The organism is Xenorhabdus sp. Sc-CR9 (assembly GCF_963897815.1).
Classification (GTDB): Bacteria; Pseudomonadota; Gammaproteobacteria; order Enterobacterales; family Enterobacteriaceae; genus Xenorhabdus.
Genome location: NZ_CAWQTY010000198.1, coordinates 1 through 22,469, shown reverse-complemented (window position 1 = coordinate 22,469; position 22,469 = coordinate 1). Strand labels below are relative to the sequence as shown.

Genomic DNA, 22,469 nt, shown 5'->3' with positions numbered 1-22,469 from the left:
AATTTCCAGCTATCATCTGTTAACATTAGTCTTGGCATTTGGGGTAATTGTTTTGATTTTTGGCGAAACCATTATAACAGCCCCATTTGCTGCTTGCTTTTTATACCAAAAAGATCAACACGCTCTAGAAAAACAACAAACAAATGTTTGGTTTTCATTGTGTATTTTTTATCGTTGGATAAATTAATGGAGGATGTAATGAATTTAGTTAAAAGCGAGGAAAAGATAACTCTTCAGTCATATAGCACGCTATATGACTGAAGATCCGTTTACTTGCTTAGTTTGAAATTAGAAGCTTGCTAATTATCATATATTATTTCTTATCAACCAATATATGATATGAAACTGCAATACCTGCGGCTTGACCAGCAAGTGAAGGCTCATCACTGGCTAAGTACAATCCTGAAATATAGTGGCCATCAACAGCATATTTTCTATAGTTACTGGCATAGCGTTGACCAAGCCTAAATTGACGACCGTCACTTAATGTAAAGAATGCCTCATCAACAGCACCATTTCCCCATACTTCCACACTGGTTATAACACTATCATTTAGTTCAATTGAGTTTGATTCTGAGGTCACTGTACCCAGAGTATGAGATGATCCATTAGTAAATGTAATTTTTATACCTCCAACTCTAGGAGCGTTTCCAATTCTCTGTACATATCCAATCAGTGATTGTATTTTATTATATTCCCCATTAATTAAAGAGGGTTTGAGTGGTTCTTCCATTTGCTCGTCTTCGGTAAGAGCCTGGAGTCTTGTTTTGTTTGTTGAGCGATCAAATACAGTGGAATAACTGATAGTTTTCGGATAAAAGCTCTGATCAAGATTATTATTTTTTATATGATCAATGACTTCAAGGCACTCTAATCCATGTAATAAACAATACCCTCTTACAGACAATAGATTATTAGTAATCGTTGTTGCTGTTGAGGTATTTACCGCATTATCGTATTCACGGGTATACATTTCATGAATATAGGTATTGGCCTTGGCATATAGCTTTTCGATAAGCTGCTTTAATTCATTAACTTCTATATCTGTTAGCAAAATATCATTTTTCTTCTCTATACCCATTTTCCAGTAAGGTGCCTGTAACATAAGCGTATTGGTGTACATTGGAAGAATTTGATAATTTGTTTTATTATCAAAAGATTTGAATTTTTCATCTATACTTACCAGATATCTCGCTAAGAACATATATGCGTCATGGCTTTCTTGAGTGCCTGGTGAAGTTTCTAGCATATATTCCACATGTTCCATCTTGCCTTTTATTTCTTGTATCTCTCCGTTCAGTATTCCTTGAATAGTTTTTAAATTCGCTTCCTCTATCATCTGTTCTACTTTTTGGAGAATTTGCTCCCAGGTATTGTCTGTTTGTTGCGGCCAAAATAGCCCTAGCAAAAAAGATATTGCTGAACCCGGCCCGGGAATAAAGCCTATACCCCCAATAATGGCATCTTTTATTATTGATGACATATCCCATTCATAATTAGGGGTAGAAACTGCATAAGGTGCTGTTAATATAGATTCATTAATTAAAGATAATGTCTCTGAAGGTTGTGATTCATTTGTGTTCATAAGTTCGTTATTCATGATTTTATTTCTTACCTTAAAAATATAATTTGAAATTTATTTATTATACCGGTTGTCTTTCAAGTTGCAGATTTGTTGGCTGCAACTTGATATTCATAGGGTAGATAAATGATATTTTATCTCATTATTTGTCATAACCTGTGACAAAGGCCCGTTTATCCGTATCGTTGTAAATGACAACCTTACTGTAATATACAGAATTGCTAGGTGAGTTCAATATTCCATCTTCTCCTGCTTTTACAATGATAGATGAATGTTCGAACCATTCTGATGTAAAAGAATGAGACCAATAAAAAACAGCTCTCACTGATGCGGCAGGGCCGGAATTAGCTACATAATAATTTGGTCGTGTTTCAGGAATAATTGGTGTATCAGTTCTTGTTGCTTGGATAGACGAATGTGGCTCTATTGTCATATCCTTATAATTACTAATTGAAAGAGGTTCTGAAAAAGGTGTATTTTTGATATCAGTTTCTGATCCTATGTTGTTACTAATTTTTATACTACCACCACTTATATTTATTGTAATCATAAGGAGTTCTCCTGTTAAATTTAATGTTGAATAAAATATATTATATATTTATTAGTGTGTAAGGTACTTTTTTGCTGTGTTTTATCTTTTGCCTATCATTAAAACATAGACTTGTTTATATCGTTGTAATGCCTTTTACTTCTGGATATTTATCGGTGTTATTATTGAATGTGTTTAATCTAAGCACTATTTCAGTAGGTATTCTAATCTGGTTTTTGAGATTATGTGAAAACTAAAAAATAGTTATTTGTTTTAATATTTATATGCTTTTAAGAAATAGTATTTTCAGTGATTAGATAAGATTAATATGTGTGATGGTGCATGTGTTTTCATGCTATCCCTAAACATAATTTATGTTTGACCTTATATTTAAGTGTTATGGGGATAAGTTTTCGTTTCATATTATATAAAGTAAATAACAAAAATACGTTGGATATAGCCCAATATAATTGGGCTAATGGCTATACCCGTTGTCTTTCAATTTTTGTAGCTGCATCTTAAAATACATTAGGTACATATTTTAAACTATATTATTTAGCATAAGGGAAATGTAAAAGAATGGCCAGGGTAAAATGTTAGGGTAAAGTAATATCCCCTCCCGCAATCAGTTTGACATGATGAATTTGCGGGTAATGTTCAGTCATCTTTTTTTGGCGCAGCCACCAGTGCAGATAATCCGCATCATGGTAATGTGAATTAAATAATAAGCCGACTACACTGCCGCTATGGGCGACGTTCAAGCCATAAATGCCGGCTTGTTCGACTAAATCCCGTAATTGTTCAAAACAGGGTTTAGGCAGGATTGATTGATTGGCGATGGCACTCAGTGTACAGGCTTCACCAAGACGATAATTATCATGCTGTTGGTTTGCAGCGAGGAATTTTTCCCATGCTTGTTGGAGCAGGGAAGCATTATCCAGCAGCTGTGAACGGTGATCTTGCTGATGGAATTTTTCCGTTAAAATGATTTGTGGGCTTTCCAGCAGCAAAATATCGACATCAGGCTTCCAGTCGAAAGGAATTTGAGTTTGGGCCGTAAGATGATCAAACAACGTTAATTGCTCAAATATAGTACTGTCGGTGGGTTCTAGTTTTACACAGAGTTGGGCAAGCGTTTCACTGTTTAGTGATTTACCTAATAATTTTGCAGTTGCATGTGCGGTTGCAGCGATATCTGCTGTGCTGCTGGCCATGCCTTTGGCAAGCGGGATTGCTGATTGATATTCAATGCGTAGGGTCGCAGAAAATTTCAGAGGAATTTGCCAGTAATCCAGCAATAAATTTACCATCTGGCGCATACGCTGTCGTTCATGTCGTACTGGAATGCCTTCACTGACTGATACACAACTGAACCAATTAATCGGGCAGGAGATTAATTTTTCCCCCCCAAGTAACCATCCTTGTAAAAGCTCGCCACAAGAAGCAGGGCAGCAGGCTTCAGCCATGTGAAAGCACTTGTTGCATGGCGGCAATCAGGCGTTGATTCTCCCGTTCACTGCGTATAGAGATTCGATAGTAACGTTCATCTAACCCTGCATAATTTTGGCAATGACGGATCAGAATCCGATGTTTAAGCAAGGAATGCCATAAATCAATATTGAGTTTATTGCAGCGGAAGAACAGGAAATTGGCTGACGGAGACCAGATGGTCAGTTCAGGAAAGAAAGTAAGATGTGTCCACAGATAATGTTGCTGTGATTTTAGCCATTGATGTGTGGCAGCAATATAAGAGTGATCATTAAGTAAAATCTCACCAACCAGAGCCGCAAAAGCGTTGATTGACCACGGCTCTCTCTGTTTTTTCATCTCTGCGATCCCGGCTATATCACCACTGAGTAGATAGCCCAATCGCAGCCCGGGAATGGCGAAAAATTTTGTCAGTGAACGCAATATATAAAGATGTTTATTGGTCGGAAATTGAGGGAACATTCCCCGGTTATCAGGCATAAAATCAATGAAGGCTTCATCAATAATTAATGAGATTGCCTGTATTTCGCAATATTCCACCAGTGATTGCAGGAACTGGTTGTCAGGCATTAAACCCGTCGGATTATTGGGTGTGGCTATAAAAACACAATCGGGTTGAATATTAGCAAGCGTATCCAATAGGCGTAGATCGGGCTGAAATCCAGCATCTTCTGTTAGTGGATACTCAATAATCTCCGCCTCAATATGTTGTAAGGCGCGATGATACTCAGCAAAACTGGGGATGAGAAGCAAGGCCCGTTTCGGGGAGAGGTAACGAACAACGGCGTAGATCAGTTCTGTAGCGCCATTACCCGCTATCACCGAAGTATAATCACATTGATGAGCGGTTGCGATTGCCTGATGTAAATGGCGATATTCCACATCGGGATATTTTTCGATACAAGCGAGCTGATTTTTAATCAACGTCTTGACCCGTTCAGGTGCGCCCAGCGGATTGATATTGGCGCTGAAATCAATCAGTTGACTGGCTGATAGGCCATATTTCTCAGCAACTTCAATGATATTGCCACCATGTTCACTCATGTGCCTGCTTTCCCATTAAAAATTTTTAGTTTTTGAAGAGAGTTCACTGAGCGTGGGGAAAGTCGAATCAAAAGAGAGTGCTGTACTCAAATTAACGACATCACCAATCACAATCAGCGCTGGGGCATGTAGATTTTTCTCTTCTACTTTTGCGGCCAAGGTTTCCAGTGTGCTTATAACCTTATCTTGCTTGGGATGACAAGCATACATGAGTACCGCTGCGGGCGTTGAGGGAGATTTGCCATGCAGCATTAATTGTTGGCAGATTTCTGTCAGACGACTCATCCCCATCAGAATAACCAAGGTTCCTTCCAACTGGGCGAGTATATTCCAATTCTGCTGTTCGTTGCCTTGGGAGGTATGACCGGTCACGATATGAAAGCCTGATGCGTAATCGCGGTGTGTGACCGGAATACCCGCATAGGCTAATCCGCCGATTGAGGAACTAATACCCGGAATAATTTCAAACTGAATGCAATTCTGTGCCAACACCTCGACTTCTTCCCCCCCTCGGCCAAATACGTAAGGATCGCCTCCTTTCAGGCGAACAACCTGCTTTCCTGCCTGCGCGTACCTCACCAGAATTTGATTAATCTCTTCCTGCGGGATGGGGTGGAAATCATGCTCTTTCCCCACATTAATGATTTCGCACTGTTCTGGTGCCTGAGCAATAAGTTCAGGATTGACGAGACGGTCATGAACAATGACCTCGGCAGAGTGAATACAGTTCAGCCCTTTGACGGTAATTAAACCTGCTTCCCCGGGGCCTGCACCAACTAACCATACTTTGCCTTTATTCATGGAATTACCTCTATTGGGTATATTTTTGCCGTCTTCCAGACGGCAAAACGAAATCCATTTAAGGATAGATAATTAAAAGAAAAATATATTTTTATATATGATCAAATATCAACCTTCATTCTTCATAGGAGCAAATGATTATTTTCATGCTTTTATTTTATTGGGTTTATTATTATTGTGTTTTCGTTGTTGTGGGTTTCATTATCACGTTAGTTTGATGAAATTAAATTTGATTTATATCAACATAAATATCAATTTTTTAAAATATTAATTATTTTCAATATAATCATCGTTAACTATTAGTGATATTTTCCGTGATTAATAACTTGTCATTTTATTAGTTCTTTATGCTGCTTGATTTTATGGTAAAAGATTATATATTTCAGTATGTTGGTTTTGTTTTATTGGTTTTTTAAATGGGTTTCTTTGTGTTAATTTTTATTTGTCATAATATAAAAACCTTTTCTTAATATAATAATCATGAGCAAGATCACAAAAGGAATAAAGGATGTTTTTATAAAATTAAAAACTGTGTATTTTGAAAATTAAGCCGTCTCTCTTATTTGTGTTTATTTTAAAGTGAAAATGTAGTGATAATGTTAACACCTATGCTTCCATTTTGTTATTAACATAAAATTAAAATTTTAATTCTGTCTATTTGGATGAGACTGACTTTATTGTCATGAATTAACTAAATGACGTTTGTTTGATAAATATCAATGAATGGAAATGGGATATTGAAATTCTAATATCAATACATAATTTTATATTCAATGTATTTCGAGATGCAGGCAATCCAATTGCAACTTGAAATACGAAGGATATACATGTTTGGAGAAAGCAGATGCAACAGAGATATGCTTTTGTCATTGCCGGTACAGGTAGTGGTTGCGGAAAAACGACAATTGCGCTGGGCATCATGCGGGCATTGATGAATCGTCACCTGAGAGTGCAGCCGTTCAAAATCGGGCCTGATTATCTGGATGGTGGCTGGCATCGTGTTGCAACTGGCATCGCTTCGCACAATCTTGATGCGTTTATGTTACCTGTTCCCATTTTGAATGGCCTGTTTAATCAGGCCATGGTTGATAAAGATGTTGCTGTCATTGAGGGCGTTATGGGGCTATATGATGGCTATGGCGCTGATCCCAATTATTGCAGTAGCGGAGCGATGGCAAAACAGCTTGGTTGCCCGGTGATTTTACTGTTGGATGGCAAGGCGGTTTCCACTTCCATTGCGGCGACCGTGATGGGGTTCCGGCAATTTGATCCTATGCTCAATATCGCTGGTGTGCTGATAAATCGCGTGAATCATGACAGCCATTTTCAGTTGTTGAAGCAGGCTATTGAGCATTATTGTGATATTCCCGTTTTGGGAAGAATTCCTGTAATGGCAGATGTTGCGCTTCCTTCCCGTCATCTTGGCCTGATTTCGGCACAAGAACGAGGTGAACAACAGGAGGAATGTTGGTCGCATTTGGCCCGGCAAATCGAAGTATCGGTAGATTTGGATAAGTTATTGGCCCTGACGCAATTGTCTGATTTCCCGGAAGGAGATATTGATGCCCTCGTCGATCCCGCTATGGGGCAGGGTTTGACGCTTGCTCTGGCGGAAGACGAAGCGTTTCATTTCTATTACCCCGATAACTTGTTGCTGCTGGAAAAAGCAGGTGTTGCTATCAAACGTTTTAGCCCGTTACATGACCATCAATTGCCAGCGTGTCAGATGATTTATCTGGGAGGAGGGTATCCCGAGCTTTATGCGCAGGAGCTATCCGCCAATCACACTATGCACTCAGCATTACGGCAGGCACATCAAAAAGGCATTCCTATTTATGCGGAGTGCGGTGGCTTGATGTATCTCGGGGAAGCCCTGACTGACGCACAAGGTGTGCGGCATAACATGGTGGGGTTAATTGCAGGTGAAAGCCAGATGAGAGATCGCCTGCAACGCTTTGGTTATTGTGAAGCTACGGCAATGCAGGATACGCCCTTGGTGGCGAGAGGGGAAACACTGCGTGGGCATGAGTTTCATTACTCAGATTTTATCACTGGGCAATCACCCATTTTTGACTGTGTGAAATGGCGTGATGGTTCTGCTCAGTCCACACACAAAAAAGTACAGAAACACTGGCAGGGAGGCTACCAGAATGGCAATACGCTGGCGGGATATCTACATATCCATTTTGCCCAACGCCCTGGTTTGCTTCATCGCTGGCTGACGGCAGCACGGAGGCTGTTATGACGGTATTACTGTGGTTTGCTGCTTTTCTTTTGGACATGAAACTGGGAGATCCCCCTCATTGGCCGCATCCCGTACGCTGGATTGGTCGGTTTATCACTCAGGCAGAACAAATTATCCGCCGAATTTGCCAAACTGAAATCAGCCTGAAATGGGGTGGAGTGCTGTTATGGCTGGTGGTTGTGGGCAGTGTCTGGCTGGTGAGTTATTGGATTCTGCAATTCGCCTATGGCATGACGTTCTGGTTGGGCTGTTTGATTGAAATTTGGCTGATTTATACCGTTCTGGCAGGACGTAGCCTTAGTGATGCGGCGGATGCGGTTTATCAGGCATTGCGACAAGAGAATTTGGTTGCCAGCCGTGAACAGCTCGCCAGAATTGTCGGGCGGGAAACTGCTCAACTGCAAGCACCACAAATCAGCCGTGCTGCCATTGAAACTGTGGCGGAAAACAGTGTGGACGGGGTAATTGCCCCGTTGTTTTTCCTGATGCTTGGTGGTGCTCCACTTGCCATGACCTATAAAGCAATCAATACCCTTGATTCTATGGTTGGTTATAAAACCCCCCGATACCGGGCGCTGGGGATGTTTTCGGCACGGATGGATGATGTGGCAAATTGGTTACCGGCACGTTTGGGATGGCTACTGCTGGCGCTGGCGGCGAAATGGCAGGGGTTGGATTTCCGGCAGGCACTGCGTATCGGTTGGCGTGATCGCTATCAACACAGTAGCCCCAATTCTGGCTGGTCGGAGGCGACGGTGGCAGGAGCATTGGGTATCCGTCTTGGCGGGCCTGGCATCTATTTTAATCAGCTTGTTGAAAAACCGTGGATCGGAGAGGCAAAACGCGAAGTCATTCCTGACGATATCCCACTTTCTGTGCAAATGATGATGATGGCATCAATGATGGCACTCCTGCTGTTTGCGTTGCTGCATAGTTTGTTTAGCGTGATGTTACCGCCGTCAGGGATGGTTTGAGGAGGAAAATAGAATGAATAACTATACCCAACAACCACAGCAATATATCCAACAACCACAACAGATTGAACGTAATAGCTTTGAGATTATCACTCGTCTTATTTGCGAGTTACGCCCTGATTATCGGTTTGTGGATGAAGATCAGGAAGCGATAATCAAACGGGTGATCCATACCACTGCCGATTTTGATTGGCTTGATATCCTCTATTTCTCCCCTGAAGTTTTGCATCTTATCCGAGACGGTATTTTGCGGGGCTGTACGTTATATACCGATACCACCATGGTGTTGTCCGGTATCAATAAAACGCGCTTGGCCCAATATGGCAGTAAATGTTGCTGTTATATCAGCGATTCCCGTGCCATTCAGGTGGCAAAAAGTCAGCAAATCACACGTTCAATGGCAGCAGTAGATCTAGCCCTGCAAGAGTCAGGGGAAAAGATTTTTGTCTTTGGTAATGCACCGACCGCGCTATTCCGTCTGATGGAGCATAAATTTTCCCCGATTGCGGTGATCGGTGTCCCCGTTGGGTTTGTTGGTGCGGAAGAATCCAAAAATACCCTTATCAACAGCGGGCTGAGTTGTATTGCCGCGAGAGGCCGCAAAGGGGGAAGTAATATTGCAGCCGCCATTATCAACGCCATTCTTTATCGGATGCCTGAGGTGCGGGATGAATGAGATCAATGGCCTTGAAACAGATGGTCTCGGTACGGTCTGGCACAGGGGAAAACAATACCGCAAGGGCTATACCACGGGATCTTGCGCAACAGCCGCAGCACGGGTGGCTGCGTTGATGATCTTGCGCCAGCAGATTATTCATCAAGTTTCGATTGTTACGCCTTCTGGTGTCACATTGGCCTTGAATGTCGAACAGCCGTTGATCGAAGGGCAACAAGCGATAGCCGCTATCCGCAAAGATGGTGGAGATGATGTGGATGCAACTCATGGCATGTTGATTTTCGCTCGCGTTGTCCTGAATGACAGCGGCGTAATTACATTGGATGGCAGGGAGGGTATTGGCAGGGTGACGCGGGTGGGAGTTGGCTTGCCCATTGGTTGGGCTGCCATCAATAAAACGCCACGGCATACTATTGAAGAAGCAGTACGGGAGGTGATTGGCCCACTTCGGGGAGCGGATATTGTGATCTTTGCGCCAGAAGGGGAAGAACGGGCGAAGAAGACTTATAACGACCGACTGGGGATTAAGGGAGGGATCTCGATTATTGGTACGACAGGCATCGTGACACCAATGTCGGAAGAGAGCTGGAAACGTTCTCTGGCACTTGAATTGGAGGCTAAGCGAGCCGACGGGATGGAGCGCATTATTTTCGTACCGGGAAATCATGGTGAACGTTTTGTCAGCCAGCAATTGGGTATTGATGGGAATTGTGTCGTCACGATGAGCAATTTCGTCGGATATATGTTGCAAGAAGCGGTACGTTTGGAATTCCGCCATGTGGTGTTGGTGGGGCATGTCGGCAAACTGGTGAAAATCGCTTCAGGTATTTTTCATACCCATAGTCACATTGCCGATGCACGCATGGAAACGCTGATCGCAAATCTGGCTTTGATGGGTGCCCCTTTTGAATTGATTCAGGCGGTGGATCAATGTGATACCACTGAAGCCGCCATTGAATTAATTACCGAACAAGGCTGGCAGGCGGTATTCCAACAAATTGCCCGGAAAATCTGCTGGCGTATCGATCAAACGCTGCGTTTCGCCAGTAGTAAACCTCAGTGTGATGCCATTCTGTTTTCTTTTGATAATCAAGTGTTGGGCTGTAATCGGCCAGTAAATGAAATCGTGGAGGACTTTCGATGATCACCGTCGTTGGCATTGGTCCCGGAGATACAGCAAACCAAACACTGGCCGCGCTGGATGCGATAGAGCAGGCGGAAGTATTGGTGGGTGGGGCACGTCATCTTGCCGAGTTTCCTCATTTCAGCGGTGAAACCCGCCGGGTGAATGCTGATATGGATGGATTGATGCTGTGGCTTGAACAGCATCAACACCGACAAATTGTAGTGCTGGCTTCGGGCGACCCCCTCTTTTATGGCATTGGCAAACGGATTGCGGCGCATTTTTCTGCCCGGAACGTCGGAGGGGAAAATGTCCGCATCATTTCTGGCATCAGCTCAATCCAATATTTATGCGCCCGTATTCTGCTGGACATGAACGACATCTATCTCACCAGCAGTCACGGGCGTAAGCCGGATTTTGACTGGCTGCTCCAACATGAAAAAGTTGCGATGGTGACGGATGAGGTGGTTGGCCCTTACCGGATCGCACAAGAAATTCTGGCACACGGGCAGCAGCGTCACATGGTGATTGGTGAAAATTTATCGCAGGAAAATGAGCGGATTGTTTGTTTAAACGCGGAGCAGGTCGCCCAGCGTGGCGATATTCATTATGGCTTGAATGTAGTGGTGATCCTGAATGAAAGATGAACTGTTTTTACGCGGTCATCGCATCCCCATGACCAAAGAAGCGATTAGGGCGTTGGTATTGGAGCGTCTGGAACTGGAGGAAGCAAGATACTTTATTGATGTCGGAGCGGGTACAGGCAGCGTCAGTATTGAAGCCGCACTGCGTTATCCCGCGTTGGATATCCTTGCCATTGAACGCAAAGAGGAAGCCTTGTCGCTGATTGCTGAGAATATCCGGCATTTTGGTTGCCATGCGGTACGTATTCAGTCTGGCATGGCTCCTGTGCCATTAGCTCATTCCACTGATGCCATTTTCATTGGCGGGACTGGCGGACATCTTATTGAAATGATTGATTGGGCGCTCGCGCACCTGAATCAGGACGGTCGTTTAGTGATGACCTTTATCCTGCTGGAAAACTTCACGCAGGCATGGTCACACCTGAAAACCTGTCAGGTGACATCGCTGGACGGACGTGAAATTCAAGTGGGGGAACTGACTGCATTGGGGCAAGGACATTATTTCAAACCCAACAATCCGACTTATTTGATTGCCTGCCGGAAATGTTCCGAACAAGAAGTGTACTGGCAAGAGGAACAGGATGATGTCTGAACATATTGGTCATATCGATTTTGATACTGAAAAAGTCTGGTTTGTCGGCGCAGGGCCGGGGGATAAGAGCCTGATTACCTTAAAAGGCTATCAATTGTTACAGCAGGCTCAACTGGTGATTTATGCAGGATCGCTGATTAATCGGGAATTGCTGGAATATTGTCGGGCGGATGCTGAATGCCATGACAGTGCGGGGATGACGTTAGCGGAAATCACCGACTCAATGGTGAGGGGTGTAAACGCAGGTAAGTTGGTCATTCGCCTGCAAACGGGAGATTTGTCGTTGTTCGGCTCTATTCGTGAACAGGCTGAAGAACTGGCAAAGAGAGGCATTGGTTTTGTTTCTGTGCCGGGGGTGAGTTCATTTCTTGGCGCTGCTGCACAATTGGGGGTGGAATATACCGTCCCCGAAGTTGCGCAAAGCCTGATTATTACCCGTATCGAAGGCCGAACCCCCATGCCGCCACGGGAAACGCTGGAAGCCTTTGCCACCCATCAGACTTCAATGGCGATCTTCCTTTCGGTGCAGGATATCACGGGGGTCGTTGCCCGATTGATTGAAGGCGGTTATCCACAGGAAACACCGGTTGCCGTGGTTTATAAGGCGACATGGCCGGACTGCCAGATAGTGCGTGGCACATTGGAGACCATTACAGAACAGGTACGCTGTGCCGGTATCCGCAAAACAGCTCTAATTTTGGTAGGTGCTTTTCTTGGAGAAGAATTTCACTATTCAAAACTGTATGACGCGAGGTTCAGCCATGAATACCGCCGCGCCTGAAAAAACGAGAGCCTTATTCTGCCTGACCGCAGGCGGTATTGCATTGGCACACCGCTTGCGCTCTCATCTGGAGATGGATTGTTTTACTTCTCCTGAATTGGTGGAGACCGGATTCATTGCTTTTGATGACACTTTTTCCAATACGGTACGCAAAGCATTTATTCAATATGACTCGTTAGTCATGATTGGAGCGACGGGGATCGCCATTCGGGTTATTGCGCCGTTGCTCAAGGATAAAATGACCGATCCTGCGGTTGTGGTGCTGGATGAAAAAGGGCAGTTTGCCATTAGTTTGCTGTCCGGGCATATGGGGGGAGCCAATGAACTTGCACAGCAGATCGCGGATATTCTTGATAGTCAGGCGGTTATTACTACTGCAACAGATGTTAACCAACTCGCGGCACTGGATATGTTATCTCAACAACTTGACGGGGAAATGGAAAATTTCCGCGCCAATATCAAAACTGTCAACCAAATGCTGGTCAATGGTCGGCGTGTGGGTATTTGGTGGCATCCCGCATTGCGTGGTGAAAAAGATCACTACGATACGCGTGGATTTATTCCGGTTGACGATTTTAATTGCCTGCCTGAACTGGATGCCTTGGTGTACGTCAGCTATGAGCAGGAAAGGCTGGTGCTGGCGATCCCAACGTTTAAACTGGTTCCTCGCCGCATTGTCGCAGGAATCGGCTGTCGGCGTGGCATCGAAACTGAACGGGTAGCACAATTGCTGGAACGCCATCTGGTTGAGCACAGTTTTGATCCGCTGGCATTGAAAGCCATTGGCAGTGTGGAGTTAAAGAAATCAGAACCTGCATTAATTCAATTGGCGGAAGAGCGTCAGATTCCGTTCCAAATCTTCTCCGTAAATCAGCTTGCCCAATGTGAACAGGCATTTCCGGCTTCTGATTTTGTCCGAAAAACTGTGGGCATAGGCTGTGTCTCCCAACCGGTAGCCTGGCTGATGAGCCAAGGACATCTGGTTGGTCATACCCTGCGTGAGCAGGGAGTCACCATCACATTAGGAGTATTGCATCCATGTTAACTGTCATTGGAATTGGGCCGGGCCGCGAAGCCATGATGACGCAGGAAGCGATTGCCGCGTTGAAAGCTGCCGATATCGTGGTGGGTTACAAAACCTATACCCATTTGGTGAAACCATTGGTAGGCGATAAAGAAATTATCAAAACCGGTATGTGCAAAGAGATTGAACGCTGTCAGACGGCTATTGATCTGGCAGAACAGGGGAAAAATGTTGCGGTGGTTTGCAGCGGTGATGCGGGCATTTATGGCATGGCGGGGTTGATTCTGGAATTGGTCAGTCAACAAAAGCGCAATGTGGAAGTCAGGCTGGTGGCTGGTGTGACAGCAAGTACGGCTTGTGCGGCTTTGCTTGGCGCACCTTTGATGCATGATTCTTGCCATATCAGCCTGAGCGATCTGCTTACACCGTGGGAGGTGATTGAAAAGAGAGTGCGAGCGGCAGCTGAAGCGGATTTTGTGGTCTGTTTCTACAATCCGCGCAGCCGGGGGCGCGAAGAACATTTGGCGCGGGCATTTTCCCTGATGGCTCCGTGGAAATCGGCAGAAACACCTGTTGGGGTGGTGAAAGCCGCAGGGCGCAAGCATGAGGATAAATGGCTGACGACCTTCGGTGAAATGGATTTTTCCCGCGTTGACATGCGCAGTCTGGTGATTGTGGGCAATCAATCAACCTACATACGCGATGGGTTAATGATAACCCCGAGAGGGTACAAACTATGAAACGGTCATTGATCCATATTTTTGGCGGCACAAGTGATGCCCGCCAAATTTGCGAGATGATGGATATTGCAGGCATGGATTATTGTTTGTCGGTGGCAACACCAACGGGAGCACAGCAGGCGGAGGGAATTCGCGGTGAAATTGTCATTGGCCGGATGGAGTCAGAAGGCATGGTCAAAGATCTGCAACAGCGGGGTACGAGTATGGTGATTGATGCTTCTCACCCTTATGCAGAACGATTGAGCCAAAACGTTGCCAGCGCGAGCCAAAAATTGGGGGTTCCTCTTATTCGTTATATCCGCCCCAGCGATATTGATGCCGTTGAGCATGCTCTCATCCATAAAGTGACAACTATTGAACAGGCATGTGAAGTGGCATCTCGCTTAGGTTCACGTATTTTGCTGACCACGGGCAGTAAGCAATTAGCCGATTACTTAACTTACTTGAAGGGAAAGACGGTGCTGGCTCGTGTATTGCCGACAGCAGAAGTGCTGGTGATGTGTGAATCCTTGGGTTTATCCGTCGATCAGATTTTTGCCCTGAAAGGTCCGTTCAGCGCTGATTTCAATCGGGCATTTTACCAATTTTGTCAGGCAGAGGTGGTAATCACCAAGGAATCAGGTGAACAGGGGGGATTTAAAGAAAAAATTGAGCCGTGCCTTTCCCTTGGGTTGCCTTGCATCGTGATTTGCCGTCCAGATTATCCCTTTGTTGGTGAAGGGATAACACAGGTCAATGGGTTGGAAGAAATGGAACATTTGTTAGCCCGAAAAACTTGGCAAAAATAGGTTGGCGAATTTTTCAATATAGATAACCAATAAGGAAAAGCGAAATGAAAAAAGCATTATTGGTGATAAGTTTCGGAACCAGTTATCCAGAAACACGGCAAAATAATATTGAAGCCTGTGAGCAGCAATTGGCATCTGTTTTTCCCGACAGAGATCTATTTCGGGCATTTACTTCCGGCATGATCATCCGCAAATTACGCCAGCGTGATGGCATCTGCATCGATACTCCCCATGAGGCACTCACCCGACTGCATCACGCTGGCTATAGTGATGTTGCTATTCAATGCCTGCATATCATCAAGGGCGATGAATATGAAAAGGTACTTTATGAAGCCGAGAAGTTCCGACCTCGTTTTAACCGATTGGTTTTGGGTGAGCCGCTGCTCAGTCATTTCAACGATTACGTGCAATTGATGCAGGCACTGCGCCACCAGCTTCCCCGAATGGCGGAGAATGAATGTGTCGTATTTATGGGGCACGGAACAACGCATCATGCTTTTTCTGCTTATGCCTGCCTGGATCATCTGATGAGCCATTACTCTTTCCCTGCGCGGGTGGGAGCGGTAGAAAGTTACCCGGAACTTCCCTTACTCATCAAGGGATTAAAAGATAAAGGAATCCGCAAAGTCCACCTGATGCCACTGATGCTGGTGGCAGGGGATCATGCTATCAATGACATGGCTTCAGATGAAAAAGACTCTTGGAAATCTCAGTTGGAGAACGTTGGCATTACCGCTATTTCTTGGTTGCAGGGATTGGGTGAAAATCCAATGATCCGGCAGATGTTTGTGGATCACCTTGCTCACGTGATCAATTACGGGGAGAAAGCCTGATGGATGGAAAAATGAATACCGGAAAATTAAATGCCGGAAAATTGTATGTCATGGGCGTAGGTCCCGGTGCCAGTGACCTGATTACCGTGAGGGCTGCGCGTATTCTTTCTGAGCTTGACGTGATTTATACCCCAACCGGTAAAAAAGGGACTCAAAGCCTCGCTCACTCCATCATTGCAGAATATCTTTCGCCGACAACTGAAATCTGTACTTACCATTTTTTAATGAAAGCTGACAGGGCTGCGAAAGAAGCGGTTTGGGATGAAGTAGCCCAAACATTGAAAGAGGATGTTGCCAATGGCAGAAAAGTCGGATTTGTCACTTTGGGTGATCCCATGTTGTTCAGTACGTGGGTCTTTCTTTTAGAGCGAACGGTATCGGAACAGATAAAAATCCCCCCGTGGTTGGAAATTGTACCGGGGATCACATCGTTTTCTGCTATTGCCGCAGCCAGTGGTATACCATTGGCGATGGAAAGCCAAACTTTGGCCGTTGTCTCCTGTACGGCTCCTGAAACAGTTTTGGAACAGGCATTGGTTAATCATGACTGTATTGTTCTGATGAAAGTCTATTCACGCTTTACCCGGATACGTGACATTTTGCGTCGCCACAATCTACTGAAACATGCCCTGATGATGGCGGATGCTACTTTGCCAACAGAACAGTGCTGGCGCGATCTTGCTACGCTGTCTCCCGATGAACAGGCACTATCGTATTTCTCAACGATTTTGATTAATAAAAACTGGCAGTGATTGGCCCGGCAATGGCTGCTAAAAGTACATGGTGAAACCGGTTTACCCCTGTATAAGACCGGGCAAGAACTTTTCGCCATCCTCAGTGAAACTAGCCTGTATGCAACAAGGGAGAATATACAATGACACTATCGCTGATGATTCAAGGAACTGCGTCTGATGTAGGAAAAAGTGTGCTGGTAGCGGGATTTTGCCGGATATTCTCGCAGGATGGTCATCACTGCACTCCTTTCAAATCACAGAATATGGCACTTAATTCGGGTATTACCTCAGATGGAAAGGAGATGGGGCGAGCACAAATATTTCAGGCAGAAGCGGCAGGTATTGCGCCGGATGTGCGTATGAATCCCGTGTTGTTAAAACCCACCAGTGATCGCAAGGCGCAAGTGGTTTTTATGGGGAAAGTGATGTGCAGTATGAATGCGGTGGAGTATCACGAATATAAACCCCGATTGCTTCAGCAGATCTTGGCAGCTTATAACGGCCTTGCGGCGGAAACGGACATTATGGTGTTGGAAGGAGCGGGCAGTCCGGCAGAAATTAATCTTCGTGACCGTGATATTGTTAATATGGGAATGGCTGAATTAGTGGATGCGCCTGTCATTCTGGTGGCGGATATTGATCGTGGCGGTGTATTTGCATCTATTTACGGTACGCTGGCTTTAATTAGCCCTGAGGAAAAAGCACGGGTCAAAGGCGTGATCATCAATAAGTTTCGCGGTGATCTGGCGTTGTTGCAATCTGGCATTGATCAGATCGAAGCACTGACGCAAGTGCCTATCTTGGGTGTCTTACCGTGGCTGGATCTTGATCTGGAGGATGAAGACAGTGTCGCTTTGCAGGTGGGTAAATACGATCAGCAGGAACATAAGTCAGGTGATTATCTGCGTATTGCCGTCATTAAATATCCTCATATTGCCAATTTTACCGATTTTAACGCGTTGGCGTCACAACCGGATGTGCATCTGCGTTATGTTTCCGAGCCTTCTGAGCTTCATGGTGTGGATCTGATCATCCTGCCTGGCAGTAAAAATACCTTGGGTGATTTGGCATGGCTAAAAATTCAGGGGCTTGATCAGGCGATTATCAGCGCTCATCAGCAAGAAATCGCAATTATCGGGATCTGCGGTGGTTACCAAATGTTGGGAAAACAGATTGTGGATGAGGTGGAATCAGGCTTAACCCAGATGGCAGGTTTGGGATTATTGGATACTGAAACTCAATTTGCCCATCAAAAGCAGACGGCGCAGGTCAGGGGGGTTGTGATGCCTGCTTTATCAGGCATATTGAATTTATGTAGCGAACAGCCGATTGCAGGCTATGAAATTCATATGGGGATAACTCGGCTTGGTGAGCAAGCAATGCCTTTCGCCAAAATGCATCTGTACAATGGTGAAGAAAAAATCTGGTTTGATGGTGCGGTTACTCAAAATGGTTCGGTAATGGGAAGTTATCTGCATGGTCTGTTTGATCAAAATTCTTTCACGCGCCCGCTATTGAATCAGCTTCGTATACGTAAAGGCGGCGTTCCATTGGAAAATGCCGCTTTCAATTATGCCCGGCATAAAGAAAAACAGTTCAACATTTTGGCAGCCAGTATGCGTGAACATCTGGATATTGAACGGATCTATCAATTGATGCGTGAGTACGAATTGTTGAGAGGAAGGAGCGTATTGTGTGATGAGGCCTTACAGGGGATGATCACCTCATGATCTTGGTAACAGGCGGTGCGCGCAGTGGAAAGAGTTCCCACGCTGAACGCCTGATTGCTGAACAATGCGAACAGGTATTGTATATTGCCACTGCGCAAATTACAGATGAAGAGATGGCCATCCGCATTGAACGGCATAAACAGGAACGCCCGGCACACTGGCGGACTTGGGAAGGTCATCGAAATTTAGCGGCTGTGATCCGCCAGCACCGCCAACCTCAAGAAGGGGTTATACTAGAATGTATCACAACATTTATTGCTAACTTATTGTTTGATCTGTCAGATGGTGCTTCACCTGATGAGATTGATTTTGTCTCATTAGAAGTATTTATTCATCGTCAGATAGATAACCTGATTAATGCCAGCTTGTTATGCCCGATGCCGGTATATATAGTGACCAATGAATTGGGAATGGGTATCACACCTGAAAATCGATTGGCACGCCATTTTATTGATATCGCCGGGCGAGCCAACCAAAAATTGGCAAAGGAAGCAAAAGAAGTCTGGCTGATGGTTTCAGGCATTGGAGTAAAGATTAAATGAAATTGAATCTCTTTTGGGCCACAGTACAGTTTATGACACGTATCCCTGTTCCGGAAAAATGGGCTGAAGGTGTTGATTTATCCCAATATTGGCGTGGTATTCCGACTTTTCCGCTGATTGGCCTGATTATTGGGGGAGTGTCTGGTTTGCTCTTCCTCACCATCACTTACTCTGGCGGGGGAGTATATATCGGTGCGATTAGTTATGTACTGGCATTAGCTCTGTTTACAGGAGGGTTACATTTAGATGGATTGGCGGATACTTGTGATGGCATTTTTTCTGCCCGCCAGAGAGAAAAAATGTTGGAGATTATGCGTGATAGCCGGCTTGGAACTTATGGCGGTATTGGGTTAATTTTCTGTCTTTTAACCAAAACATTGGTTGTCATCGATCTTTCTTACTATTCTCCCCTTCACCTACTGGCCTTACTGACGTGCGCACCAATTGTCGGGCGTACAGTCGTAGTGCTTTTTATGTATCAGCAACGTTATGCCCGCGAACATGGAGGCATGGGAAGCAGCTATATTGGTCGAGTCACTGCTTCTTCTACCATGCTGACCTTATTGATCGGTTCGATATTAGTGATGGCTCTGGGAAATTGGCAGGGATTAACGGCAATGGCAGTAACACTGCTCATTGTTTATGGAATGGCTCTCTATTTCAATAATCGTCTTGGTGGACAAACTGGCGATACGCTGGGTGCCGCAATTGAAGTGGGAGAAGTCATTTTTTTGGTCGCGATGATTTGGCAATGAATATGGAGAGAATAATCAGATGCGGTTTTTTCTCGTTCGGCATGGGCAGACACAAGCCAATATTGATAGTGTTTTTTGTGGTAAAACCGATTTATCCTTAACACAAACGGGCATAAATCAAGCACAGCAAATCGCAGACTCGTTGAAGAACATTACCTTCCAGTCCATTCACTGTAGTGAAATGAAACGGGCAATACAAACTGCACAAATCATTTCTCCGTCAAGCATACCCTCTCTACCAAAGATAAATAGCGATTATCGTCTCAATGAGTTGGATTTTGGGGCATGGGAACTATGTCATCATGCAGACATTGCGAAAGACGATCCACTGGCCTGGTCACGCTGGTTGGCGGATTGGCAGAATGGTTGTCCGACTGGAGGCGAATCGTTCAAACATTTCTCAGAACGGGTAGAGGAGTACACCGAAGTATTGCGCTCTTCCATAGCCACGGAAAACCACTTGATTGTTGCACATCAGGGAGTTTTGGGATTACTTCTTGTTAAATTACTGCAATTACCTACAGAAGCCATGTGGTCTTTTCCCTTTCAGCAGGGGACTTACAGTATTATTGATAATCATGCCGGGGTTATTACCTTGAATGCATTTAATTCTCAGATGGAATATTGTTCGAAGGATGAATATGACTCTCAACTCATTGATTAATGCAATTCAGCCCCTGAATCAGGTGAAGATGAACAAAGCGTCGCAACACATTGATCGTTTGCTTAAACCATTGGGAAGTTTGGGTCGGCTTGAAACGTTGGCGATACAATTATCCGGCATGTCAGGCATCAGTGAACTGCGAAACCTGCAAAAAGAGATCATTGTGATGTGTGCCGATCATGGTGTTTATGACGAAGAGGTCGCTATTTCACCTAAAAACGTCACTGCGATACAAGCCCGCAATATGCTGAAAGGATTGACGGGTGTGTGTGTACTGGCGAAAAACAGCGGTACTCACGTTTTGCCTGTAGATATTGGCATTGACTGTGAACCGATTGAACATTTGTTATCTCTGAAAATTGCGCGGGGATGCGGCAATATCGCTCAGGAAGCTGCAATGAATTATGAACAAGCTGAAATGTTATTGCTTGCAAGTGCACAGTTAGTACAGCAGCGCGTTGCAGCAGGAATGGAAGTGTTTGGCGTGGGGGAAATGGGGATCGCTAATACCACCGCAGCGGCGGCAGTGATCAGTGTTCTGACAGAATGTGATCCATGTGATGTAGTTGGATTTGGCGCTAATTTACCCCTTGAACGCTTGAGACATAAGCAATCCATAGTTCGGCAAGCCATCGCAGTCAATCAGCCGGATCGTAACAACGCCCTTGATGTATTGGCAAAAGTGGGAGGGTTTGATCTGGTCGGAATGACGGGAGTTATTCTGGGTGCTGCCGCTTCTGGTGTACCTATTGTACTTGATGGTTTTTTGTCTTATGCATCGGCCCTGGCGGCTTGTCAGTTATCACCCATTGTGTGGAATTATTGTATTCCTTCTCATATGTCGGCAGAAAAAGGCGCAGCGCTGGCGTTGCAGCATTTGAACTTGCAACCTTATTTGCATTTAGATTTGCGTCTTGGCGAAGGTAGCGGTGCCGCCATTGCCATGTCTTTGATTGATGCCGCTTGTGCGATGTATTGCCATATGGGGCAATTGGTAAATAGTGGTATTAATTTACCAACGACGAAAAAGGCCGCGCTTTGCGCGACCTTTAAACTATAAATCAATTTAAATATTTTATTGCCAAGGCTTACAATACTAGCCTGTTGTCCAGAACCAGGTTTGGTTCTATAGAGATATAGCCTTCCAGGGAGCCTTTTTGATAGATTGCGAGAACACAGAGATGAGGAATTGAATTCTGTTTACCTACACTCGGCAAATCATTAACTTTAGTGACCCAGTGATAATCTTTTAGTTTCTGAAAATCGATACCGCCTAGTGTATTTCTTAAATCGACAGTAGGAACCAGTCTTGTCACTTCTTCTATAGTCGGAACACTCAATATCGGAACAACATCGTCACGGACTACTTGTAATGGCTCAAATCTGACTAAAGCTGCGGTATACTCTGTTTCAACATTTAATGTTCTTACTAGATAGCGAATTGAATCGCCTATATCAGCTTTAATCACGAGATCAACGCTATTTTCAATAGAAACAATACCGTCATCTTCAGGTAAAACACGTATATAATTTCTGACGAGTTTTTCTGGGTGGATTAAAATAGGTTTATCTACATTGGTGCTGAGTCTACCATAGTCATGCATGATTTCTTCAGCTTTTACCGCTAACAGTATATCGATGTTTCTCATTATAGTACCCTTATTAGTTAACGTTATGAGCATATATTTATATGCGACCAACATAACACTGGGCCCATACTTCTCTTATAAGCTGCTTACGGACTATATAATAGTAGATAAATATAAAATCAAAACCATAAAAATAATCTTTCAGAAAAATAAATTTATCATGTTAAAGTGATTTTAAATTATATTTAAAACGTATTCATTACCAATAATATTTATTTTAATTGTTTCAGTGCACGGCCTATTCATTATATTATTATAGTAAATATAACACATAACCTTTATTAAAAACAATTATACTGTCTGCCTTTAAAGTTGCTAATTTGTTAATTATTATTGCTAAGGCAGCTTCTTTGTTGTGTTTTGATAAGTTAATTTTTTGTTATTTTTTATTTTTGAAATTGTATTTGTAGTGTTTTTTATTTTATAGATAAAAATCCACGTAATAAAGAACTTGGCTACATTTTTTAAAGCATGGTTATTTTTATAAATGTTATTTTATGTTGCGTATTGAAACAATCCAACTGAATATAT

At 44.1% G+C, this 22,469-nt stretch carries 24 protein-coding genes; 18 read left to right on the top strand and 6 right to left on the bottom strand.

The genetic code is table 11. From position 1 onward, the window contains the following. The coding region (locus tag AACQ81_RS14740) for a hypothetical protein (RefSeq protein WP_237387799.1) at positions 1-187 on the top strand (187 nt) is incomplete at its 5' end. A 126-nt stretch (positions 188-313) separates the two neighbouring features. Here the strand turns inward: AACQ81_RS14740 and AACQ81_RS14735 are convergent. The 5 genes from AACQ81_RS14735 to cobA form a co-directional block, all read right to left on the bottom strand. Next, positions 314-1,600 carry a toxin PirB gene (locus AACQ81_RS14735; RefSeq protein ID WP_237387798.1) on the bottom strand — a complete coding sequence of 429 codons (1,287 nt, stop codon included), beginning with the start codon at positions 1,598-1,600 and terminating at the stop codon, positions 314-316. A gap of 124 nt (positions 1,601-1,724) precedes the next feature. Then, positions 1,725-2,132 carry a JHE-like toxin PirA gene (locus tag AACQ81_RS14730; protein ID WP_237387797.1) on the bottom strand — a complete coding sequence of 136 codons (408 nt, stop codon included), beginning with the start codon at positions 2,130-2,132 and terminating at the stop codon, positions 1,725-1,727. A gap of 575 nt (positions 2,133-2,707) precedes the next feature. Beyond that, on the bottom strand, positions 2,708-3,577 hold the full coding sequence (locus tag AACQ81_RS14725) for a GHMP family kinase ATP-binding protein (RefSeq protein WP_237387796.1): 870 nt from the start codon (positions 3,575-3,577) through the stop codon (positions 2,708-2,710). Beyond that, a complete protein-coding gene (gene cobD / locus AACQ81_RS14720; protein ID WP_237387795.1) occupies positions 3,570-4,643 on the bottom strand; it encodes a threonine-phosphate decarboxylase CobD in 1,074 nt (357 codons plus the stop codon). Before cobD ends, AACQ81_RS14725 begins: the two co-directional genes overlap by 8 nt. A 15-nt stretch (positions 4,644-4,658) precedes the next feature. Next, entirely contained in the window at positions 4,659-5,444 is a 786-nt protein-coding gene (gene cobA, locus AACQ81_RS14715) for a uroporphyrinogen-III C-methyltransferase (RefSeq protein WP_237387794.1), read from the bottom strand. An 844-nt stretch (positions 5,445-6,288) separates the two neighbouring features. Here cobA and AACQ81_RS14710 point away from each other — a divergent pair. From AACQ81_RS14710 to cobT, 17 genes are all read left to right on the top strand, one after another. After that, entirely contained in the window at positions 6,289-7,689 is a 1,401-nt protein-coding gene (locus tag AACQ81_RS14710; protein WP_237387793.1) for a cobyrinate a,c-diamide synthase, read from the top strand. After that, a complete protein-coding gene (gene cbiB, locus AACQ81_RS14705) occupies positions 7,686-8,663 on the top strand; it encodes an adenosylcobinamide-phosphate synthase CbiB (protein WP_237387792.1) in 978 nt (325 codons plus the stop codon). The genes AACQ81_RS14710 and cbiB overlap by 4 nt, the downstream gene beginning before the upstream one ends. 13 nt (positions 8,664-8,676) lie before the next feature. Continuing rightward, positions 8,677-9,339: a cobalt-precorrin-8 methylmutase gene (locus tag AACQ81_RS14700; protein ID WP_237387791.1), complete on the top strand. Its 663-nt coding sequence runs from the start codon at positions 8,677-8,679 to the stop codon at positions 9,337-9,339. Further along, entirely contained in the window at positions 9,332-10,483 is a 1,152-nt protein-coding gene (gene cbiD, locus AACQ81_RS14695) for a cobalt-precorrin-5B (C(1))-methyltransferase CbiD (protein WP_237387790.1), read from the top strand. Before AACQ81_RS14700 ends, cbiD begins: the two co-directional genes overlap by 8 nt. Then, a complete protein-coding gene (locus AACQ81_RS14690) occupies positions 10,480-11,109 on the top strand; it encodes a cobalt-precorrin-7 (C(5))-methyltransferase (protein ID WP_237387789.1) in 630 nt (209 codons plus the stop codon). Before cbiD ends, AACQ81_RS14690 begins: the two co-directional genes overlap by 4 nt. After that, the gene (locus tag AACQ81_RS14685; RefSeq protein WP_237387788.1) at positions 11,099-11,698 is read left to right on the top strand and encodes a decarboxylating cobalt-precorrin-6B (C(15))-methyltransferase; all 600 of its coding nucleotides are present in this window, start codon (positions 11,099-11,101) and stop codon (positions 11,696-11,698) included. The genes AACQ81_RS14690 and AACQ81_RS14685 overlap by 11 nt, the downstream gene beginning before the upstream one ends. Continuing rightward, complete coding sequence (locus tag AACQ81_RS14680; protein WP_237387787.1) at positions 11,691-12,479, top strand: cobalt-precorrin-4 methyltransferase; 789 nt, start codon at positions 11,691-11,693, stop codon at positions 12,477-12,479. Before AACQ81_RS14685 ends, AACQ81_RS14680 begins: the two co-directional genes overlap by 8 nt. Next, positions 12,460-13,524, top strand: coding sequence for a cobalt-precorrin 5A hydrolase (gene cbiG / locus AACQ81_RS14675; RefSeq protein WP_237387786.1), 1,065 nt, complete (start codon positions 12,460-12,462; stop codon positions 13,522-13,524). The genes AACQ81_RS14680 and cbiG overlap by 20 nt, the downstream gene beginning before the upstream one ends. Beyond that, complete coding sequence (locus AACQ81_RS14670) at positions 13,518-14,243, top strand: precorrin-3B C(17)-methyltransferase (protein WP_237387785.1); 726 nt, start codon at positions 13,518-13,520, stop codon at positions 14,241-14,243. The genes cbiG and AACQ81_RS14670 overlap by 7 nt, the downstream gene beginning before the upstream one ends. After that, positions 14,240-15,031 carry a cobalt-precorrin-6A reductase gene (locus AACQ81_RS14665; RefSeq protein ID WP_237387784.1) on the top strand — a complete coding sequence of 264 codons (792 nt, stop codon included), beginning with the start codon at positions 14,240-14,242 and terminating at the stop codon, positions 15,029-15,031. The genes AACQ81_RS14670 and AACQ81_RS14665 overlap by 4 nt, the downstream gene beginning before the upstream one ends. 44 nt (positions 15,032-15,075) lie before the next feature. After that, positions 15,076-15,864: a sirohydrochlorin cobaltochelatase gene (cbiK, locus tag AACQ81_RS14660; RefSeq protein ID WP_237387783.1), complete on the top strand. Its 789-nt coding sequence runs from the start codon at positions 15,076-15,078 to the stop codon at positions 15,862-15,864. Further along, positions 15,864-16,616 (top strand): cobalt-factor II C(20)-methyltransferase, encoded by a 753-nt coding sequence (locus AACQ81_RS14655; RefSeq protein WP_237387782.1) that lies wholly within the window; start codon positions 15,864-15,866, stop codon positions 16,614-16,616. Before cbiK ends, AACQ81_RS14655 begins: the two co-directional genes overlap by 1 nt. Before the next feature lie 122 nt (positions 16,617-16,738). After that, the gene (locus AACQ81_RS14650) at positions 16,739-18,328 is read left to right on the top strand and encodes a cobyric acid synthase (protein WP_237387781.1); all 1,590 of its coding nucleotides are present in this window, start codon (positions 16,739-16,741) and stop codon (positions 18,326-18,328) included. Next, positions 18,325-18,870 carry a bifunctional adenosylcobinamide kinase/adenosylcobinamide-phosphate guanylyltransferase gene (gene cobU / locus AACQ81_RS14645; RefSeq protein WP_237387780.1) on the top strand — a complete coding sequence of 182 codons (546 nt, stop codon included), beginning with the start codon at positions 18,325-18,327 and terminating at the stop codon, positions 18,868-18,870. Before AACQ81_RS14650 ends, cobU begins: the two co-directional genes overlap by 4 nt. Beyond that, entirely contained in the window at positions 18,867-19,625 is a 759-nt protein-coding gene (gene cobS, locus AACQ81_RS14640) for an adenosylcobinamide-GDP ribazoletransferase (RefSeq protein ID WP_237387779.1), read from the top strand. Before cobU ends, cobS begins: the two co-directional genes overlap by 4 nt. Before the next feature lie 19 nt (positions 19,626-19,644). Next, positions 19,645-20,289 (top strand): adenosylcobalamin/alpha-ribazole phosphatase, encoded by a 645-nt coding sequence (locus tag AACQ81_RS14635; RefSeq protein ID WP_237387778.1) that lies wholly within the window; start codon positions 19,645-19,647, stop codon positions 20,287-20,289. Beyond that, the gene (gene cobT / locus AACQ81_RS14630; protein ID WP_237387777.1) at positions 20,267-21,349 is read left to right on the top strand and encodes a nicotinate-nucleotide--dimethylbenzimidazole phosphoribosyltransferase; all 1,083 of its coding nucleotides are present in this window, start codon (positions 20,267-20,269) and stop codon (positions 21,347-21,349) included. Before AACQ81_RS14635 ends, cobT begins: the two co-directional genes overlap by 23 nt. Positions 21,350-21,377: 28 nt before the next feature. Here cobT and AACQ81_RS14625 read toward each other — a convergent pair whose 3' ends face one another. After that, on the bottom strand, positions 21,378-21,938 hold the full coding sequence (locus tag AACQ81_RS14625) for an AidA/PixA family protein (protein ID WP_237387776.1): 561 nt from the start codon (positions 21,936-21,938) through the stop codon (positions 21,378-21,380). Between the last annotated feature and the right edge of the window lie 531 nt (positions 21,939-22,469).

Bases quoted from the DNA above. Each gene is read 5' to 3' on its own strand.
- AACQ81_RS14680 (WP_237387787.1), top strand. From the start codon at position 11,691: ATGTCTGAACATATTGGTCATATCGATTTTGATACTGAAAAAGTCTGG.
- cobT (WP_237387777.1), top strand. From the start codon at position 20,267: ATGACTCTCAACTCATTGATTAATGCAATTCAGCCCCTGAATCAGGTG.
- cbiG (WP_237387786.1), top strand. From the start codon at position 12,460: ATGAATACCGCCGCGCCTGAAAAAACGAGAGCCTTATTCTGCCTGACC.
- AACQ81_RS14690 (WP_237387789.1), top strand. From the start codon at position 10,480: ATGATCACCGTCGTTGGCATTGGTCCCGGAGATACAGCAAACCAAACA.
- AACQ81_RS14665 (WP_237387784.1), top strand. From the start codon at position 14,240: ATGAAACGGTCATTGATCCATATTTTTGGCGGCACAAGTGATGCCCGC.
- cbiD (WP_237387790.1), top strand. From the start codon at position 9,332: ATGAATGAGATCAATGGCCTTGAAACAGATGGTCTCGGTACGGTCTGG.
- AACQ81_RS14700 (WP_237387791.1), top strand. From the start codon at position 8,677: ATGAATAACTATACCCAACAACCACAGCAATATATCCAACAACCACAA.
- AACQ81_RS14650 (WP_237387781.1), top strand. From the start codon at position 16,739: ATGACACTATCGCTGATGATTCAAGGAACTGCGTCTGATGTAGGAAAA.
- AACQ81_RS14655 (WP_237387782.1), top strand. From the start codon at position 15,864: ATGGATGGAAAAATGAATACCGGAAAATTAAATGCCGGAAAATTGTAT.
- AACQ81_RS14625 (WP_237387776.1), bottom strand. From the start codon at position 21,938: ATGAGAAACATCGATATACTGTTAGCGGTAAAAGCTGAAGAAATCATG.
- AACQ81_RS14735 (WP_237387798.1), bottom strand. From the start codon at position 1,600: ATGAATAACGAACTTATGAACACAAATGAATCACAACCTTCAGAGACA.
- AACQ81_RS14685 (WP_237387788.1), top strand. From the start codon at position 11,099: ATGAAAGATGAACTGTTTTTACGCGGTCATCGCATCCCCATGACCAAA.
- AACQ81_RS14725 (WP_237387796.1), bottom strand. From the start codon at position 3,577: ATGGCTGAAGCCTGCTGCCCTGCTTCTTGTGGCGAGCTTTTACAAGGA.
- cobA (WP_237387794.1), bottom strand. From the start codon at position 5,444: ATGAATAAAGGCAAAGTATGGTTAGTTGGTGCAGGCCCCGGGGAAGCA.
- AACQ81_RS14670 (WP_237387785.1), top strand. From the start codon at position 13,518: ATGTTAACTGTCATTGGAATTGGGCCGGGCCGCGAAGCCATGATGACG.
- AACQ81_RS14635 (WP_237387778.1), top strand. From the start codon at position 19,645: ATGCGGTTTTTTCTCGTTCGGCATGGGCAGACACAAGCCAATATTGAT.
- AACQ81_RS14730 (WP_237387797.1), bottom strand. From the start codon at position 2,132: ATGATTACAATAAATATAAGTGGTGGTAGTATAAAAATTAGTAACAAC.
- AACQ81_RS14710 (WP_237387793.1), top strand. From the start codon at position 6,289: ATGCAACAGAGATATGCTTTTGTCATTGCCGGTACAGGTAGTGGTTGC.
- cbiK (WP_237387783.1), top strand. From the start codon at position 15,076: ATGAAAAAAGCATTATTGGTGATAAGTTTCGGAACCAGTTATCCAGAA.
- cobD (WP_237387795.1), bottom strand. From the start codon at position 4,643: ATGAGTGAACATGGTGGCAATATCATTGAAGTTGCTGAGAAATATGGC.
- cobU (WP_237387780.1), top strand. From the start codon at position 18,325: ATGATCTTGGTAACAGGCGGTGCGCGCAGTGGAAAGAGTTCCCACGCT.
- cobS (WP_237387779.1), top strand. From the start codon at position 18,867: ATGAAATTGAATCTCTTTTGGGCCACAGTACAGTTTATGACACGTATC.
- cbiB (WP_237387792.1), top strand. From the start codon at position 7,686: ATGACGGTATTACTGTGGTTTGCTGCTTTTCTTTTGGACATGAAACTG.